General features: G+C 70.4%; 13 protein-coding genes and 1 pseudogene. 3 read left to right on the plus strand and 11 right to left on the minus strand.

The window, feature by feature from the left end; genetic code table 11:
• Positions 1-559: 559 nt before the first annotated feature.
• Positions 560-961, plus strand: a complete 402-nt coding sequence (locus tag ACFVYK_RS00720) for a Crp/Fnr family transcriptional regulator (protein ID WP_389767179.1) — start codon at positions 560-562, stop codon at positions 959-961.
• A gap of 281 nt (positions 962-1,242) precedes the next feature.
• Here the strand turns inward: ACFVYK_RS00720 and ACFVYK_RS00725 are convergent, their stop codons facing one another.
• Complete coding sequence (locus tag ACFVYK_RS00725; RefSeq protein ID WP_389767012.1) at positions 1,243-1,641, minus strand: VOC family protein; 399 nt, start codon at positions 1,639-1,641, stop codon at positions 1,243-1,245.
• Between the two features lie 93 nt (positions 1,642-1,734).
• On the opposite strand from ACFVYK_RS00725, the gene ACFVYK_RS00730 reads away from it, so the two are divergent.
• Complete coding sequence (locus tag ACFVYK_RS00730) at positions 1,735-2,724, plus strand: helix-turn-helix transcriptional regulator (RefSeq protein WP_389767014.1); 990 nt, start codon at positions 1,735-1,737, stop codon at positions 2,722-2,724.
• A 243-nt stretch (positions 2,725-2,967) separates the two neighbouring features.
• Here the strand turns inward: ACFVYK_RS00730 and ACFVYK_RS00735 are convergent, their stop codons facing one another.
• From ACFVYK_RS00735 to ACFVYK_RS00755, 5 genes and pseudogenes are all read right to left on the minus strand, one after another.
• Entirely contained in the window at positions 2,968-3,228 is a 261-nt protein-coding gene (locus ACFVYK_RS00735; protein WP_389767016.1) for a hypothetical protein, read from the minus strand.
• A 122-nt stretch (positions 3,229-3,350) separates the two neighbouring features.
• Positions 3,351-4,235: an endonuclease/exonuclease/phosphatase family protein gene (locus ACFVYK_RS00740; RefSeq protein WP_389767018.1), complete on the minus strand. Its 885-nt coding sequence runs from the start codon at positions 4,233-4,235 to the stop codon at positions 3,351-3,353.
• 68 nt (positions 4,236-4,303) lie between these two features.
• Positions 4,304-4,675 (minus strand): annotated as a pseudogene (locus ACFVYK_RS00745) (MMPL family transporter); the annotation flags it as partial.
• 9 nt (positions 4,676-4,684) lie between these two features.
• On the minus strand, positions 4,685-5,071 hold the full coding sequence (locus ACFVYK_RS00750; RefSeq protein ID WP_389767020.1) for a hypothetical protein: 387 nt from the start codon (positions 5,069-5,071) through the stop codon (positions 4,685-4,687).
• Positions 5,072-5,813: 742 nt separating this feature from the next.
• Positions 5,814-6,890, minus strand: a complete 1,077-nt coding sequence (locus ACFVYK_RS00755; protein WP_389767022.1) for a hypothetical protein — start codon at positions 6,888-6,890, stop codon at positions 5,814-5,816.
• Between the two features lie 303 nt (positions 6,891-7,193).
• On the opposite strand from ACFVYK_RS00755, the gene ACFVYK_RS00760 reads away from it, so the two are divergent.
• Positions 7,194-7,649: a hypothetical protein gene (locus tag ACFVYK_RS00760; RefSeq protein ID WP_389767024.1), complete on the plus strand. Its 456-nt coding sequence runs from the start codon at positions 7,194-7,196 to the stop codon at positions 7,647-7,649.
• A gap of 175 nt (positions 7,650-7,824) precedes the next feature.
• On the opposite strand, the gene ileS is transcribed toward ACFVYK_RS00760, so the two are convergent.
• The 5 genes from ileS to ACFVYK_RS00785 all read right to left on the minus strand — a co-directional run bounded on the left by ileS (position 7,825) and on the right by ACFVYK_RS00785 (position 15,456).
• Positions 7,825-10,953: an isoleucine--tRNA ligase gene (gene ileS / locus ACFVYK_RS00765; protein ID WP_389767026.1), complete on the minus strand. Its 3,129-nt coding sequence runs from the start codon at positions 10,951-10,953 to the stop codon at positions 7,825-7,827.
• A 233-nt stretch (positions 10,954-11,186) separates the two neighbouring features.
• Complete coding sequence (locus ACFVYK_RS00770) at positions 11,187-12,410, minus strand: MFS transporter (protein ID WP_389767028.1); 1,224 nt, start codon at positions 12,408-12,410, stop codon at positions 11,187-11,189.
• A gap of 317 nt (positions 12,411-12,727) precedes the next feature.
• Positions 12,728-13,675, minus strand: a complete 948-nt coding sequence (locus tag ACFVYK_RS00775; protein WP_389767029.1) for an LLM class flavin-dependent oxidoreductase — start codon at positions 13,673-13,675, stop codon at positions 12,728-12,730.
• Positions 13,662-14,033 carry a phosphopantetheine-binding protein gene (locus ACFVYK_RS00780; RefSeq protein ID WP_389767031.1) on the minus strand — a complete coding sequence of 124 codons (372 nt, stop codon included), beginning with the start codon at positions 14,031-14,033 and terminating at the stop codon, positions 13,662-13,664. The genes ACFVYK_RS00775 and ACFVYK_RS00780 overlap by 14 nt, the downstream gene beginning before the upstream one ends.
• Before the next feature lie 58 nt (positions 14,034-14,091).
• The gene (locus ACFVYK_RS00785; RefSeq protein WP_389767033.1) at positions 14,092-15,456 is read right to left on the minus strand and encodes an aldehyde dehydrogenase family protein; all 1,365 of its coding nucleotides are present in this window, start codon (positions 15,454-15,456) and stop codon (positions 14,092-14,094) included.
• Between the last annotated feature and the right edge of the window lie 209 nt (positions 15,457-15,665).

Genomic DNA, 15,665 nt, shown 5'->3' on the forward strand with positions numbered 1-15,665 from the left:
GGGTCGGGGTTGCCCCCCCCCACGTGGGGGCGGGGCGGGGGGCCCCCCACGCCCGGGGGTCCGCGCGCGCGCCCCCCCCCCACCCCCGGGCCGGGCCCGCCCCCCCCCACGACGGGACCGCTCGGGTCCGGTAGGCCTCGCACCACCAGGAGCACGCCTGCGTCTGCCTCGGCGCCGCCATCCTCGCGGCCCTCACGATCTGGCTCCGCCCATGATCCAAGGTTTAGCGCCCAACAGTTCTGTGCACACCGTGGCACTGCCCCGGGTTCCCGCGCCCTGTGTGAGGCGGCTCGCGGGCGGGTGATCACTGCTGGGGTTGCATCGCGCCGGATTGCGACGATCGTTGAATGGGAGAGCCCGGAAGATGTGACGCCGGAATGCCGTACCACTGCCGCCACGGCCTTCAAGCCGGTAAAGACCACGGCCCCGACCGCGAAGGACCTCCGCAATCGGCTCCGAGGTCGGCCCCCGTCTTCGACGGCCAGGGAGAAGGGACGCCATCGTGGTTGCGAGAACCGGGGTTTTCGGCGCCGTGAACAAGGAGCACCGCGATCAGCTGATGTCACTCGCTCGTGAAGTGTCGTTCGAGACGGGCGAGCGCGTCTTCGACGAGGGCGGCAACGCAGACCGCTTCTGGATCATCCACACCGGGACGGTCGCGCTGGATCTTCAGGTGCCGGGCCGGCACGCGGCGGTCATCGACACCCTGGGCGCCGGCAAGCTGCTGGGCTGGTCCTGGCTGGTGCCTCCGCACCACTGGCATATGGGAGCCGAGGCCAGCAGCCCGGTGCGCGCCCACGAGTTCGACGCGGCGGTGGTTCGTGAGATGTGCGCGAGGGACCCGGTGCTGGACCACGAGCTGTGCACCTACGTCATCGGTGTGCTCGCGCGCCGGCTCCGCTCCGCCCGCGTGCGACTGCTCGACCTCTACGCGCCCTACGGAGCGGGAGAAGTGCCCTGACGAGGTGATGCGCAGCGTGTACCGACGCTGTCGGGCACGCGGTGTCGGGCGCGATGTGGTGGCGGACAAGCGCTCGTCGCCGCGGGCCCGCCTGCATGAGGTGTCCGCGAGGCGGTGGCGTGACCGCCGCGCGACGGTCGGTGGCGGGCGGGTCTGGCTCGACCGGACGCGGTCAGAACGTCACCGTGTCCTCCTTGCGTCGGCGCCCCGGGGCTCGCGGGAGGCGTTCATCGGGAGCCCCGGCATCGCGGGGATCCCCCGCGGACGGTCGCGGCCTGCGGTCAACGGGCGAACTTCGCGATGGCCGCCGGGGTGACCGGGGTGAAGAAGTTGACGAGGTTGCCGTCGGGGTCACGGAACAGCAGTGATCGGTTGCCCCAGGGCATCGTGGTGGGCTCGTTGACGAAGTCGGCGACGAAGGCGGTCAGATGTGCGTGCGCGCGGTCCACGTCGTCGACGAGGAACTCGATGATCACGCTGTGGTTGTCGGCCGGACGAGCGGCGGCCGGCGCGAACAGCGGCACCGTGCGGGTACTGCCGATGGCCAGGGTGGCGCTGGGCGTCCTGAGTTCGGCGAAATCCTCGGTGGCCCAGGCCGCCTGCACCCCGGTGGCCTTCTCGTAGAACTCGACGAGGCGCGCGATGTCGCCGGTGATGATCCGGGTCGAGACGAAGTCCATGATGCACTCCCTAGATTCGTAGAGCCGTTGCACTTCGCACGTTAGGACGAATAGCGGACAGAATCGGTCCACTATCGTCGGTAGACTCTGGGCATGTCTCGACCTACCGGCCGCGTGCTCACCCTCCTGGGGCTGCTGCAGTCGGGGGGCATCCGGACGGTTGCCGAACTGGCCGACCGGCTCGGGGTCGACGGCCGGACCGTGCGGCGGTATGTGGACCACTTGATCGACCTGGATGTGCCCGTCGAGGCGGTGCGCGGCCGCTACGGTGGCTACCGACTCGGCCCTGGTTACCGCCTGCCTCCGCTCATGCTCAGCGACGACGAGGCACTCGCCGTGCTGCTCGGCTTGATCGCCGGCCGCCGGTCGGGGTTGACGACGACGGCGGGCACGGCGGGCGAGACGGCTGCGGCCAAGATCCGCAGGGTGCTCCCCGAGCGCGTCGCCCGCCGACTCGACACCATCCTGGAGTCCCTCGCCTTCACAGCTTCGCCCGGCGACTTCGCCGCCCCCGACGCCGCGATTCTGCTCACCCTCGCCGATGCGGTACGTCATCGCCGGCCGCTCTCGGTCAGGTACACCGACCGCGACGGCCGGCGCAGCGAACGCGGGCTGCACCCGTACGGGATCGTCGCCCACTCGGGCCGGTGGTACGTCACGGGCACGGATCCCGAGATCGGCGAGGACCGGACCTTCCGGCTCGATCGCATCGCGGACGCGAGGACCCTGCCCGGATCGTTCGAGGCGCCCGTGGGCCCCGGTCCGGCGCAGCGCGTCGTGTCCGGGTTCGCCACAGCCGAGTACCGGCATCATGTGACCTTGCGCATCCACGGGACCGTCGAGCAGATCCGCGCCCGCCTTCCCGCCAGCGTCGCGAGCGTGCAGGAGCCCGCGCCCGCGGACGGCGCGGACCCGGAGACCGAGCGCTGGCTGCGTGTCGAGCTACGGGCGGAACGGCTCGACTGGTTGCCTCCCCTGCTCGCCTCACTCGACCGGCCGTTCGTCATCGAACGTCCGGATGAACTGCGCGGCCTCGTCATCGCGTTCGCCGACCGCCTCGCTTCCCACGCCGGCCAAGCCTGACAGGACAGGACCCGACGTCATCGCCACCTCCTGTCGCGCAGAACCGGCCGCGGTCCAACCTCAGGGAGACTCATCGCCATCCGATGTGCGACGGCGAGTCCACCGCCGTCCACGACCACGGTCGCCACCATGGACACCTCGGCCGGCGCAGGCAGGGCGTACCGTAGCCGGGAGTCCAGGTCGACGCCGGTCGCCCACCGCACCACCCACGAGGGTCGTCTACCTGAGGGGCCGTCAGCTCGACTAGCGCAGCAGCGAGTTGGCGCTGCCCGTAGCGGGCGGCGTCCAGCGCGCCAGCAACTGCCGCCGCACTGCCGCCGTCGCTTTCCGGTGCACATGCGCCGACGTCTCGAACAGCACCACCGACAGCCGGGAGCCGCCCAATAACTCCCTGACAGGGTCGGGGTCTTCGTTCACCAGTACCTGCGGAGGCACGCTCCAGGCGCCCGCACCGCCCGCACCGCCCGCACCGCCCGCAACGTCCTCACCCGCGTGATCCGCCACGCGGACAACATCATGACCACGGTCGGCCTTTGGCCACCCTCACCCTCGCGGCGAAGACGGGCGTCGCGGTACGCGAAACGGCGACGAGGATGCGTTCCCCTGACCCGCCGGACCGACGCCCCTTACCACGCCAACTCGACCACGAGCGGCCGGTGGTCGGAGATCGGCATGGGCGGCGTGCCGATGTCACGCACCGCATCCCTGGGGACACCGGCGGCCAGCACATGGTCGAACTGCACTGCCGGGCGGTGTGAGGGGTAGGTGGGGGTGCGGGCCAGATCTCGCCAACCGCCGCTGCCCCGTCCTCCGCGGCGGGTCGCGTGGTCCATCCACCCAGCCCCGGAAAGCACCGTCCGGGGCATCGCACCGACCATGTTGAAGTCGCCCAGGAGCACATGCGGTGCCGGGAAGTCGGCGATCCAGCGGCGGATCGCGACCAGTTGACCTACGTTCCACCCGGGAACAAAGGACAGGTGCACCGCCACCACGGTGAAGGGCCCGTGTCTGCCCTCCACGACCGCGGCCAGCGCGGCGCGCGCCTGGTCCGGTACGCAAGTGAGCCTGGGCCGTCCTGCCACGCGCAGCGGCAGTCGGACGGGCGCCGGAGGCAACCGTCGTGCGTGCCACGCGCGTACCGGGAGTCGGGTGAGCAAAGCTATGCCGTGCGACGGAATGCCCTCCCGCGTCGCCGTGTCTCCCGGACCGTACACACGCAGCCCGGACTCGGCCGGGTCGAGCGCCCAGCCTCGGCCCAGAACGACGCGGCCGTGCAGCGCCGACGCGTAGCGCCAGTCCTTCGCGTCCATCCCCCGGGCGGCGACGGCCGCCTGGTCGGCTCGTCCCGACCGCTCCTGAAGACGGTCGACTTCCTGCAGTGCCAGGATGTCGGCGCCCACGGATGCGACGGCACCGGCCAGCAGTTCCTCCGCGGCGCCGGCGGTCAGGGGCCGCGGCGCTCCCGCCCTCATCGGACGACCGTGCAGGACATTGAACGTCGCGAGCCTCACCCCCCCGAGGTTACAAGGAGTCCCCGGCCGCGCTCAGCGCGAGGAGCGCCGGCAGGAGGCGGCCCTGGAGGGCGGCGCCGCCGACGCCCCATGCCCATCTCCAGGTGTGCGGCCGGCAGGGCCAGGACACCCAGTCCCGCGACGCACGCCACCAGCACGGCCACCGGCCGGCGCAACACGAACCGCGCCCACCGGGAAGCACCGTTGTCGGTCGGCTGAGCTGCGGGTCCGCCCTTGCGTGTACGGCGGGAGAGCACAGCGTTCGGCCACATGCCCAGCAGGGCGGCAACAAGGGTGAAGGCGATCAGGACGGCGACGACCACGGCCCCCGCGGCGCACAGGCCCCTCTTGGTCAGCATCGGAACGCCGATCACCGACAGGCCGGCCAGTGCGATGACGACGGTGAGGTCGGCGAAGAGGACCAGGGCTCGCGGCCCGCCCCCGCCGGGTCATGCGCGCTCTTGCGGCTCCTCCTGAAGGGCCGCTGGGTGCTCCCGCCTGTCGGAGCCGAGCGGCTGCGCCGGGTGACTCACCAGTTCCCGCTGTCTGGCAGCCAGGGCCCTCGCCAGCATCTTGGCCCGGTAGGGGTTCGACTCAGCCAGGCTCTTCGCGACCTGCACGGCCTCGTCCAACAGGGCCAGCCGCCGCTCGGGCAACTCCCGCACGAGGGGCGACGCGCTGGCCTCCATCAGGACGTACGCCAGCTTCGACCCGTACGCCTCCGGCTCAACCTGTGTCAGAAGCCGGTAGATCCACAGCCCCTCCGCGCCGCGCACCACCCGCCGGTTGGCACTGAGCAGCCTGACCCTCGCCAGCACAACCATGTCCTGATCCATCGGTCCCCCTTCGTCCCGCCATCCCCCGGCCGGTGCACGTCACACGACGACACGTTGAACGCGCCGACAGCCGGGACAGGCTGCCGACACGTTGGCCGGGGAGTGGATGACGACGAGTCTGACGCGCGGCACCTGCTGACACAAGGCAGAACGCAGGTGCGCTGCGTCCTACCGAAACCGCCTTTGAGCAGGCATGATGGACCTGACGCTCACTCAAGGCCCGTTCGCCGTCCACCGGCGTCGACGCAACGCGCGGCTTCCTGCGCGTGATCGGGCGCCATGGCGAAGCTGGGTGGGGCTCCCCGTGGCGCGCCCGGCGGAGGGAGGGGCGGGCGTCGCGGGCCGCCTGGTACGCAGGCGAATGCCGCCGCCGAGCGGAGAGGGCCGAGGAGCGGAGCGCCACCTTCACCGTCCTCGGCGGCCTGGCGCCTCGCAGGCTCCAGGCCGACGCACCGGCGTCCTGTGGGCCCTGCCGTGCGCAACCGGGTCGTCACCTTCGCCCCGCCGGTCACGCAGGCGGCTTGACTTCGTCATCGAGGCTCTTCGGGCCTGCTGGCGGTCTCAGGCGTGCGGGCGGGCGCTGCCGGGCTCGCGGCATCCGTCCGGACGTCTGTCTGCCGGGTCAGCCGTTGAAGCAGGACGCGTACGACTGCCAGGCCGTACGCGGAAAGGCCCTCACCCATCGTGAGGTACGCGCGACGGTGCGTCGCGTCGAGCGTCCCGTGCGATGTGGTGGCGAGATCTACCGCGCCGTCACCGCCACGTACTCCGTCTTCTTCACGCGGCCGTGATGGGCGACGACCGTCACGGGGTAGCGGCCGGGCTTGAGGTCGGAGCGGATGGTGGCCGTGCCGAAGAAGCGCGGGTCGTCGCCGTCGGCGCCCTTGCTGTCGTCGTGGCGGAGGTGGAGTATCGCGGTGAACGCCGGTGAGGTGGCGGACAGCCGCGTCTCCTCCCCCGGGTCCGGGGACTCGTCGTGCCACATGACCGCGACCTGACGTCCGACGCCGACCTGGAACTTGTGCGTTGCGTCGGAGTAGCCCTGGCCCGGATCGTAGAACTCGGGGCCGTGCGCCTTGCCTTCGTAGTCGCGGTCGCCGGGCCGGGATGCGCGGACCGTCAGACGCTTCTCGGCGATGCGGCGGCCGTGCGGGCCGTACAGCCCGAAGGTGTACGTGCCGTCCGCCAGGGCGGGCTTGAGTTCCGGCCGCGCCGAGAAGGCCCGAGGGTTGTAGAAGTCCGTGTTCTTGTCGTGGACGAGCGGGACGGGGCCGGGCAGGGCCGCGGACCGCACGGTGAAGTCGGCGCCCAGCTCCCCGGGGTACAGGTCGTCGAAACCCACCCATACCGGCTCACCGGGGCGAGTCACGTCCCGCGACGCCGGCAGCGTGAAGGAGGGGCGCCGGGATGGTACGACCTGGATGCCGTCGCTTGCCACGGTGCGGCCATGGACTGCGACCGCCAGCGGGTACCAGCCGGGCTTGTCCGTCATCTTGAGGGTCGCCAGGGCCCAGTAGTGATCGCCCTCCCACCGCAGCGCTACCGGTCCGCTCAGCGCGGGCGACCGGGCGGTCACCGCGTCGCCGCCCTGCGCATGGCTGACACCGTAGAGCATCATGTGCACCAGTTGCCCGGGGCGGGCATCGGTCTGGCCGTTGAGGATCAGATCGGGCTTGCCGCTCATGGTCCCGAGACTGCCGGCGGAGGCGTTCGCCGAGGGGCCCGTGCTCTGCGCCGCTCCCTCGGTGCTCGCCGCGGTGGCGCACCCGCACAGCATGAGGCCGGTCACGGTGACGGCCACGGTCCTGAACCAGTTCATCATTCCCCCCGTAACCCCCAGTAAGCCGGTCACGTACTCAAGAGGGGGAAACGGCGCAGCCGGTCACCGTCGACAGCGAGAAAGGCGCGAATGTCACACGTCCATCTCCAGCGCGAGCCGCCATTCGGGCCGGTGGCGCTCGCCGTCGGGGCTCCGCCATCGGGGCCGTCCCGACTGTGGGGCGGCAGGAACGGGCCACCCGTCCAGCGGCCAGTCACACAGACACGGACCGCCCGTCAGGTGCTGATCGGCACGCGCCTCTTCCGCCACCCGTGCCCGCCGAGTCGATGAAACTGACTGTCCGTGACCATCCGCAAGTACCGCGGCGGAGTCACCGTGGTGAACGACGACCCCGAACCGGTGATCACACTGTCACCGGTCGCGGACCGTGTCACCGAGGTAGAGACGCTGACCTGGCGGCTGTCCGTGGACGCCCCCGCGGCGGCGGACATCTGGCAGCCGGTGCAGGTGCTCCCGGTCACCGAAGGGGCCGAGCTCTCCACCCAGGACGTGGACGCGCAGTGGCTCAAGGACTGGTCCGGTGACCTGCCCGGCCCCGAGCGGCCGCTGCCCGACGCGCACTTGTGGGCGTGGCCGAACATCCCTCCCGGGAGCACCAGCGTCGACTTCGTCGTGCCGATCGTGCGCGGTCAGGTGGTCGAGCCGACCGAGTCGATGCGCCTCGGCCCGACCGACGACAAGGCCGAGCCGCTGCCCGACAGGCCGGTGCTGACGGGAACGGTGCTCGACAAGCCGTGAGCACACGATGCACGAGGGATCGTGAGCAAGGACCGCTTTTCCTGGGCGTCGGCTATGGGCTCGCCGCCCCGGGACGATGCCGCACAGGCCCACCGGAACGATCTGCCGCAGGCGACGTCCGCTCTCGCCGTCAGCCGGCGCGTGTCCGGTCACACAGACGTGGCCTGTTCGCCTCTCATGTCCGAGATACGTGGACCCGGACGGTGGAGCCGTCCCCGACGGAACCGAGGAAACCATCCTCCGCGACGTCGCCGAACACCACCTCTTCGGCCAGCGTCTCCTCGGCCAGTAGTGCGAGATGCCGGCGCAGTCGTGGCGTCAGCTTCTCGGAGGCGTCGATCGTCAGGACGATGCGCTCACCGACCAGCAGGTCAGCCGCCTGGCGGGCTTGCTGCACCACACGCGCTGCATCGCGGACCGTCCCTTCGGCCAGCAGTTCGTCGTCCAGGCGCGTGTCCAGCACGATGAGGCCGGAATCCTCGGGCAGCGCGACGGCACCGGAGCCGTCGGCCACGATCCGTTCCTCGTACTCGCCCGGTTCCAGCCGCTTGCCCGCGATCACCATGTCTCCGCGCTCGGTGCGGGTCCACTCACCGCGGCTCGCCGCTTTGATCACTTCCTGGACGTCACGTCCGAGCCGGGGACCGGCCGCACGCGCGTTCACGGTGACGCGGACCTGCCCGTGTTCGGCGACATCCGTGGTGAAGACCACGTCCTTGACGTTGACCTGGTCACGCAACACGGTCGCGAAAGGTGAAAGGTCCGGTGCGTCGGGAGTGGCCACCACCAGGCGGGCCAGCGGTTGACGCAGCCGGATGCCGTTGCTCCTGCGATGGCTGAGGGCAGCAGAAGTGATCTGCCGCAATCGGTCGATCCTGCGCACCAGTTCGGGGTCGTCGGGGAGATCGGCGGGTGTCGGCCAGTCGGTCAGATGCACCGACCGTCCACCGGTCAGGCCACACCACACGTACTCGGTGACCAGCGGCAGCAACGGTGCCAGGAGCCGGCACAGCACCTCCAGGACGCGGCGCAGCGTGCCGACGGCCCCCTTGTCCCCGTGGGCGAACCGTGTCCGGGAGCACCGGATGTACCAGTTGGTCAACGCGTCCAGGTGTTCACGCAGCAGTGAGCAGGCACCCGAGAGGTTGTGGGTGTCCATGGCGTCGGTCACCGCGCTCACCAGGGATCGCGTACGTGCCAGCAGATAACGGTCGAGGAAATGCGACGCTCGTGAGTCGTCCGGCTCCGCGGCACCGGCCGTGTGCAGGTCCAGGAAGTGCCAGGCGTTCCACAGCGGGAGGAGCACGTTCCGCAGTGCCTCCCGGCTGCCGTCATCGCTTATCTCGAGGTCACGGCCACGCAGCAGGGGCGAACTCATGAGGAACCACCGCATGGCGTCCGAACCCTCACGGGCGAAGACGTCATTCACGTCCAGGTAGTTGCCGCTGGCTTTCGACATCGCCTGGCCGTCGAGGCCGAGTACCACGCCCAGCACGGTGGCGTGCGTGAACGCCGGACGGTCGAACAGTGCTGTGGAGAGCACGTGCATGTTGTAGAACCAGCCCCGGGTCTGGGCGTAGTACTCCACCACGAAGTCGCCCGGAGAGTTCTGGTCGAACCAGTCGACGTTCTCAAAGGGGTAGTGCAATTGAGCGAACGGCATGGAGCCGGTTTCGAACCAGCAGTCCAGCACTTCGGGCACCCGTCGCATCCGGGACCGCCCGGACGGATCGTCGGGGTTGGGGCGGGTCAGCGCGTCGATGTGCGGGCGGTGCAGGTCGTCCGGCCGGATACCGAAGTCCCGTTCCAGTTCGTCGAGTGAGCCGTACACGTCGATCCGGGGGAAGGCAGGGTCGTCGGACATCCAGACCGGTATCGGGGCACCCCAGTAGCGGTTGCGTGAGATGTTCCAGTCCTTCGCGTTCCGCAGCCAGTTGCCGAACTGACCGTCACGGATGTGCTCGGGGGTCCAGGCGATGTCCTCGTTGAGCTCCAGCATCCGCTCACGCAGACGTGTCACGGCGACGAACCACGACGGGATCGCATGCTCCAGCAGAGGGGTCTCGCATCGCCAGCAGTGTGGTCGCGGCAGCTCGTGGGAGTCCTCGCGTACCAGCCTGCCGCTCTCCCTGAGCACCTCGAGAACGGCACCGGTCGACTCGAGGACCGGTGTTCCCGCGCACACCGGCACCTCGTCGGTGTACCGTCCGCGGGCGTCGACCGGGTACAGCCGGGCGATCCCTGCGGCCTCGGCGACGGCATGGTCCTGCTCGTTGAAACAAGGAGTGACGGCCACGACCCCGGTGCCCGTGTCGCACGGCACGTGCCGTTCGGCCAGGACGACGTGCCGTGTCCCCCGTGCTGCGGCGTGGACACCGTCGAACAGCGGTGCGTAGGTGAGGCCGGCCAGTTCGGCGCCCCGGCATGTGGAGACAACGGCGGCCTCCGTCAGGTCCGCGTAGGCGGCCAGCCGGTCGGCCGCGAGCCTCACACGCCGTCCGGCCAGTCCCGGGATGTCCGGTGCACCGGCGACGACCACGTATTCCGCGTCCGGATGTACCGCTACCGCAGTCGATGCGGGCAGCGCCCACGGTGTCTCGGTTTCCAGCAGCAGAACGGAACCGTCGTTGAGCGGCACGCCCACCAGCGCCGACGTGCCCCGCACCTTCCGGTGTGTGTCGGTGCCGTCCAGGCGGCCGGTGCTTTCCGTGTGCGCCAGAGGTGTCTCACAGTGAGTGCAGTACCAGGACACCGCATGTCCCTGGTAGATCAGCCCCTTTTCCCACAACGACTTGAACGCCCAAAGGACGCTCTCCATGTAGTTCACGTCATGGGTCTTCACCGCGTCGTCGAAATCCACCCATCGAGCCTGACGGTTGACGTAGTTCCGCCACTCCTGCGTGTACCGCATCACTGTCGTGCGGCACACCTCGTTGAACTCGGCGACGCCGATGCTTTCGATGTCCGACTTCGTGGTGATGCCGAGTTTCTTCTCCGCGTCGAGTTCGGCGGGCAGGCCATGGGAGGTCCAGCCGAAACGCCGCTTGACATGCTGACCCCGCATGGTGCGGTAGCGGGGAACGACATCCTTGGCGTAACCGGCGAGCAGGTGTCCGTAGTGCGGCAGGCCGTTGGCGAACGGCGGCCCGTCGTAGAAGACGAACTCATCGCCCTTGTCCGCCCGCGACTGCATCACCTCGTGGAAGATGCCGTTCTCTTCCCAGTACCGGAGAACTTCGGCCTCGATGTCGGGGAAGTGAGGCCTGGCAGGTATACCGTCGGCTCCGTCCATCGGAAAGGACATCAGTCGTCAACCTCGCAGATATCAGTCGTCATCACGGACTGTCCCGGACCCTATGCAGCATCCGGCTTGTATCTGGTAATTGCTTGAGGCCCTCCCGGCCCGGTGCTGCACGAGCCGACGATTGTCTTTCGGTTACCGCGCGGCTGCCTCGTCGACCACGGCTCGTGGGTCGGGTCGGTGGTGACCGCTTCGGGGCGTGCTGTTCCGTGCCCGGCTCCTGCGCTCCGGACGCGTCAGCCGCCGGCGGTCAGGAGGTCTGCGGGACGGTTGCGTGCGGCCCAGGCGGTCACCGGCCCGAGGGCGAGACCGGCCGCGGCGAAGAGGACCGCCGGCACCAGCCAGCCGATCACACCGCCCTCGATCACGGTGGTGGTCAGGAAGGCGGGCGCGACCATGACGGCCAGCGCGTAACCGGTGAAGAAGAAACCCTGGTACTGACCCTGCCGATGAGGCGGGGCGAGGCTGAAGCCGATGGTCCATGCCGCGGCGGAGAAGACCATCTCCCCGTAGACGTGCAGTGCTGCGGCCCCCACGAGGAACATCACTGAGAGCAGCACGGCGTGCGCGGAGGACGCCGCGAAGAGGAGGCACGAGGCAGCCAGAGCCCATCCGGCCAGTTTCACGACGCGCACCGCGCGAGGCACGTCCGGTACGCCTTTGGCGATGCGCACCTGGAACACCACCACACACGCGGTGTTGATCAGGAACAGGACGGTCACCATCCAGCGCGGCGCACTCGTGTGACGTGCGATCCACAAAGGGAGCACCACTTCCAGCAACACCGCGTGGACGGACAGTACCGCGCTGAGCGCGGTCACCACCGCGAAGGGGCGGTCTCTCAGCACCGACAGTCTGTGCCCGCCGCCGGCCGGAGGCGTCGGCGGCACGGGAGGCAGCGCGGTCAGCACCATCGCCGACGCCAGGAAGGACAACGCGTCCAGCACCACCACGGCGCGCAGGGCCGGCGCGGACCCCGAGTGCAGGGACACGCTGGCGAGCGCGGCGCCGACGGCCACTCCCACGTTCGTGATGGACCGCAGATACGCCCGCGTGGCCACGAGTTCGTCACCGCCCAGCGTCCCTGCCACGGCCGCCTGGAGGGCTGACCTGCTCCCCCGTTCCATGACGATGAAAGCGCTGGCGACCAGCACGAACTGCGTGAAGGAGTCCACCAGGAGGTAGCCTGCGGCGGCAACGCCGTTGAGGGCGAGAAGGAGAGCGGTCGTACCGCGTGCTCCCTTTCGGTCCGCCAGGTGTCCCAGGGGGACTCCGGCAAACAAACCGACTCCCGCAGCGATGGTCAGACCGGCTCCCCACTCGGTGACCGACAGCCCCGCGACCGTGGTGAAGTACAGGGCCGAGCACGTCATGAACGCTCCCTGACCCACCGTCAACAGCAGCGTCGCCAGGGCCAGTACGCGGCCCGCTCCCGGTTCGGGGATCATGTGTTTCAGCACACGGGGCACCGTAGAGGAGGTGGCGGAACTGCTCAGGAATCGCTGCGCGCCTACCGAGAAGGCGTGTCAGTAACTGGTCGGGAACCAGGGGCCGGTTCAGCAATCAGCCCGCGACCCGGCCCCGGTCTTCCTCCATACCAGGCAGGGCGACGGGAACCCAGTCCCGGCGTTGCCGCCAGGTGGCGAAGGGCTCACCGTCGCCTGACACGCCCACGCGCATGCACAGAGCGAAGTCGACGGCTCCGATCCGGAATCGGGAGGTGAGTTGCTCACCCGGATTTCCCTTCGTCGTCCGGCGCCGCTCGGAGCTCACGGATTCATGGCCGCAGGTACGGGACGACGGATTCGGCGAAGAGCGTGACACTGTCCCAGTCCACCGGTGGCCGCACACCGAGCACGAAGTCGGTGACACCGAGCTCGCGGTAGGGCAGCAGCGCTTCGACACACTGTTCCGGGGTGCCGAAGACCAGGTATTCCGGCCAGACCGGTGAGTCGGGCGGAAAGACGGCGCGCAGACGGTCGAGTTTGCCGGGCAGGTCCGCCGGGTCGTCGACGAGCAGGGCACGGAAGGTCATCGAACGGCGGACCTCCGCCGGGTCACGGCCGGCCCGTTCGCACTCCCGGTCCAGTCGGTCCATGCGCTCGCGGTACGGGACCGGGTCCGCGAGCAGGCTGTTCCACACGTCGCCGTGCCGTGCGGCCACGCGCAGCACGGGGTCGCCGGCACCGCCGACGACCAGCGGCAACCGGGACTGCACCGGCGCGGGCCGGAGGTAGCCGTCCGTGATCCGGACGTGTTTGCCGGTGTAGGAGAACCGCTCGCCCGACCACAGGCCCCGCAGGACGGCGGCGGTCTCCTCCAGCATGTCCAGGCGCTCGGCGCGGGGAGGCAGCCCGAGGCCGTACTGCTCGTGCGCCAGATCGGCGCCGCCGACCCCGATGCCCAGTTCCACCCGTCCGCCGCTGACGTGGTCGATGGTCGCGGCGAGCGCGGCCAACATCGCCGGATGACGCCACGCCACCGGCGCGACCATCAACGCGCTGCGGATCCGAGTGGTGTGCGCGGCGAGCGCGGAGAGCAGGGTGGTGCCCTCGAAACACGGTCCGTCCGGTCCACCCATGGGCGGGCGCAGATGGTCGAAGACCGAACACCAGTCGTAGCCGAGTTCCTCGGCGCGGCGCCACAACGCCAGTATCTCGCCGTAGCTCTCGTACTGCTGCCCGGAGTGGACGCCGAACCTCAGTGCCGGCTCAGGCGGCGGCATCGGCCGCCCCCGCCTCGTGCGCCGTGCCCTCTTCCGTGCCTGTCACCGACTTCGTGCCTGTCACCGGCTCCGTGCCTGCCACCGGCTCCGTGCCCGCCACCGACACGAGAGCGGCGGTCAGTGTCCGCAGGCTGTGAAAGGTCTCAGGGGTGATCAGCTCGTCCGGGAGCTGGAGCCCGAACTCGTCCTCGATCGCCACCAGCGTCGCGACCGTGCGCAGCGAGTCGAGCCCGGCATCGCGCAGCGGGAGGTCCGGGCTCAGCCCGTCGCCGGCGCCGCCGGGCAGCTGCCGGGCGACGAGATCACGTACGGTCGCGCTCAGGGTGTCACCGGTTCGGTCGGCCGGCGCAGTGCTCATGTTCCTCTTCTCCTTCGTCCGCGCGGGCGCCGCGGGAGGCGGCGTGCCGTCCTGTCGGTCAGTGCGCGTCGAGACGCACGGTGACGGTCTTGGGGCGCTGGTACTCGGTGAGGGCGAGGACGCTCATGTCCGTGCCGTGCCCCGAGCTGCCCCGGCCGCCGTGGGGCAGTTCGGGACTCTGGTCCAGGTGGCAGTTGACCCAGACCTCGCCGGCGTTCAGCCCGTCGGCCACGGTCAGCACGGTGGCCGTGTCGGATCCCCAGACGCTCGCGGCGAGTGCCTGCCGTACGGAGTTGGCCAGTGCCACCGCCTCGTCCACGTCGTCCGCCGCCTGGACCGTCAGCACGGGGCCGAACACCTCCTCCAGCACGGCCGGGTCGTCGGGCGCCAGATCGGCGAGGACGCGGCCGGGCCGCCAGTAGCCGTTCTCCTGTCCCGGCTGCGGCGCGATGCCCGCGACGTGCTCGACGCCCGCCGCGCTGCTGGCGATGATGCGGTCGTGACGTGCCGCCTGGTCGGCGTTGTTGAGCGGTCCGAAGTCGACTCCGGCACGGCGGTCGCCCATCGCCTTGGCCAGGCCGTCGACGACGCGGTCGTAGTTCTCCCGCAGCGTGATCACCCGCGCCGGGGCGGCGCAGCTCTGACCGGCGTTGTACGTGACGGCCCGCACCAGCGCCTCGTAGGTGTCCGTGGGCGCGTCCGGGAGTACCAGGACGGGGCAGTTGCCGCCCAGTTCCAGACTGACCCGGCGCAGTGCCGCCCGGGTGACGACGTCCTGGCCGCCCGCCTCGCTGCCGGTGAAGGCCACCGCGTCGACGTCCTCGGCGACCAGCAGCCGCCCGGTCTCGCGGTCGCCCGGCACGGCCACCAGTACGTCGGGGCCGAGGGTTTTGGCCGCGTCCCGGGCGAGCAGCAGAGCGGTGTCCGGCGTGGTCAGGGCGGGTTTGAGGACGACGGTGTTGCCGGCGGCCAGTGCCGGGGCGATGCGCCAGGCGGCCATCATGAGCGGATAGTTCCAGGGCACGATCGCCGCGACGACGCCGATGGGTTCCCACCGCACCCAGCTCTCCCGGTCGCTCATGCGCCGGCCGGCCGCGGGTGCGGTGTCGGCGCGCTGGGCGCCGGCGTAGAACCGGAGCAGGTCGGCGCAGTTCTCGACCTCGCCCTGCGCCTCGGCGGTGGGTTTCCCCGTGCCGGCCTGCTCGGCCAGGACGTACGAGGCGGAGTGCTCCTCGATGAGGTCCGCGAACCTCAGGAGGCGTCGTGCCCGCTCCCGCGGGGTGAGCCGGGCCCAGGTGGGCTGGGCGCCGCGGGCGGCGGCCACGGCCGCGCGGGTGTCGGCCGCGCGGCCGACGGTGACGGACAACCGCTCCTGACCGGTGCGCGGGTCGGTCAGGTGCTGGGTGAGTGCGTTCTGCGACATCGTTGGCCCCTGATTCTGGTCGTTTCGGTCGGGAGGAACGTGGCAGGCGACTGTCGCGCTGCGCGGCTTGAGTCGTGGGAGGTCGTCACGAGTGGTGTGCGGGGCCGACGGGGCCGGGGGCCCCCCCCCCCCGGGGGGGGGGGGCCCGCCCCCCGGGGGGTTGGCGCCCGGCCGGACCGGGGCGGGGGGGGGCACCCCAACCCATCCGG

This window comes from Streptomyces sp. NPDC058291 (assembly GCF_042880855.1).
Taxonomy (GTDB): domain Bacteria; phylum Actinomycetota; class Actinomycetes; order Streptomycetales; family Streptomycetaceae; genus Streptomyces.

Excerpts from the sequence above, each read along its gene's own strand:
- ACFVYK_RS00720 (WP_389767179.1), top strand. The coding sequence starts at position 560 with ATGTCACTCGCTCGTGAAGTGTCGTTCGAGACGGGCGAGCGCGTCTTC.
- ACFVYK_RS00725 (WP_389767012.1), bottom strand. The coding sequence starts at position 1,641 with ATGGACTTCGTCTCGACCCGGATCATCACCGGCGACATCGCGCGCCTC.
- ACFVYK_RS00730 (WP_389767014.1), top strand. The coding sequence starts at position 1,735 with ATGTCTCGACCTACCGGCCGCGTGCTCACCCTCCTGGGGCTGCTGCAG.
- ACFVYK_RS00750 (WP_389767020.1), bottom strand. The coding sequence starts at position 5,071 with ATGGATCAGGACATGGTTGTGCTGGCGAGGGTCAGGCTGCTCAGTGCC.
- ACFVYK_RS00755 (WP_389767022.1), bottom strand. The coding sequence starts at position 6,890 with ATGAACTGGTTCAGGACCGTGGCCGTCACCGTGACCGGCCTCATGCTG.
- ileS (WP_389767026.1), bottom strand. The coding sequence starts at position 10,953 with ATGTCCTTTCCGATGGACGGAGCCGACGGTATACCTGCCAGGCCTCAC.
- ACFVYK_RS00775 (WP_389767029.1), bottom strand. The coding sequence starts at position 13,675 with ATGCCGCCGCCTGAGCCGGCACTGAGGTTCGGCGTCCACTCCGGGCAG.
- ACFVYK_RS00780 (WP_389767031.1), bottom strand. The coding sequence starts at position 14,033 with ATGAGCACTGCGCCGGCCGACCGAACCGGTGACACCCTGAGCGCGACC.
- ACFVYK_RS00785 (WP_389767033.1), bottom strand. The coding sequence starts at position 15,456 with ATGTCGCAGAACGCACTCACCCAGCACCTGACCGACCCGCGCACCGGT.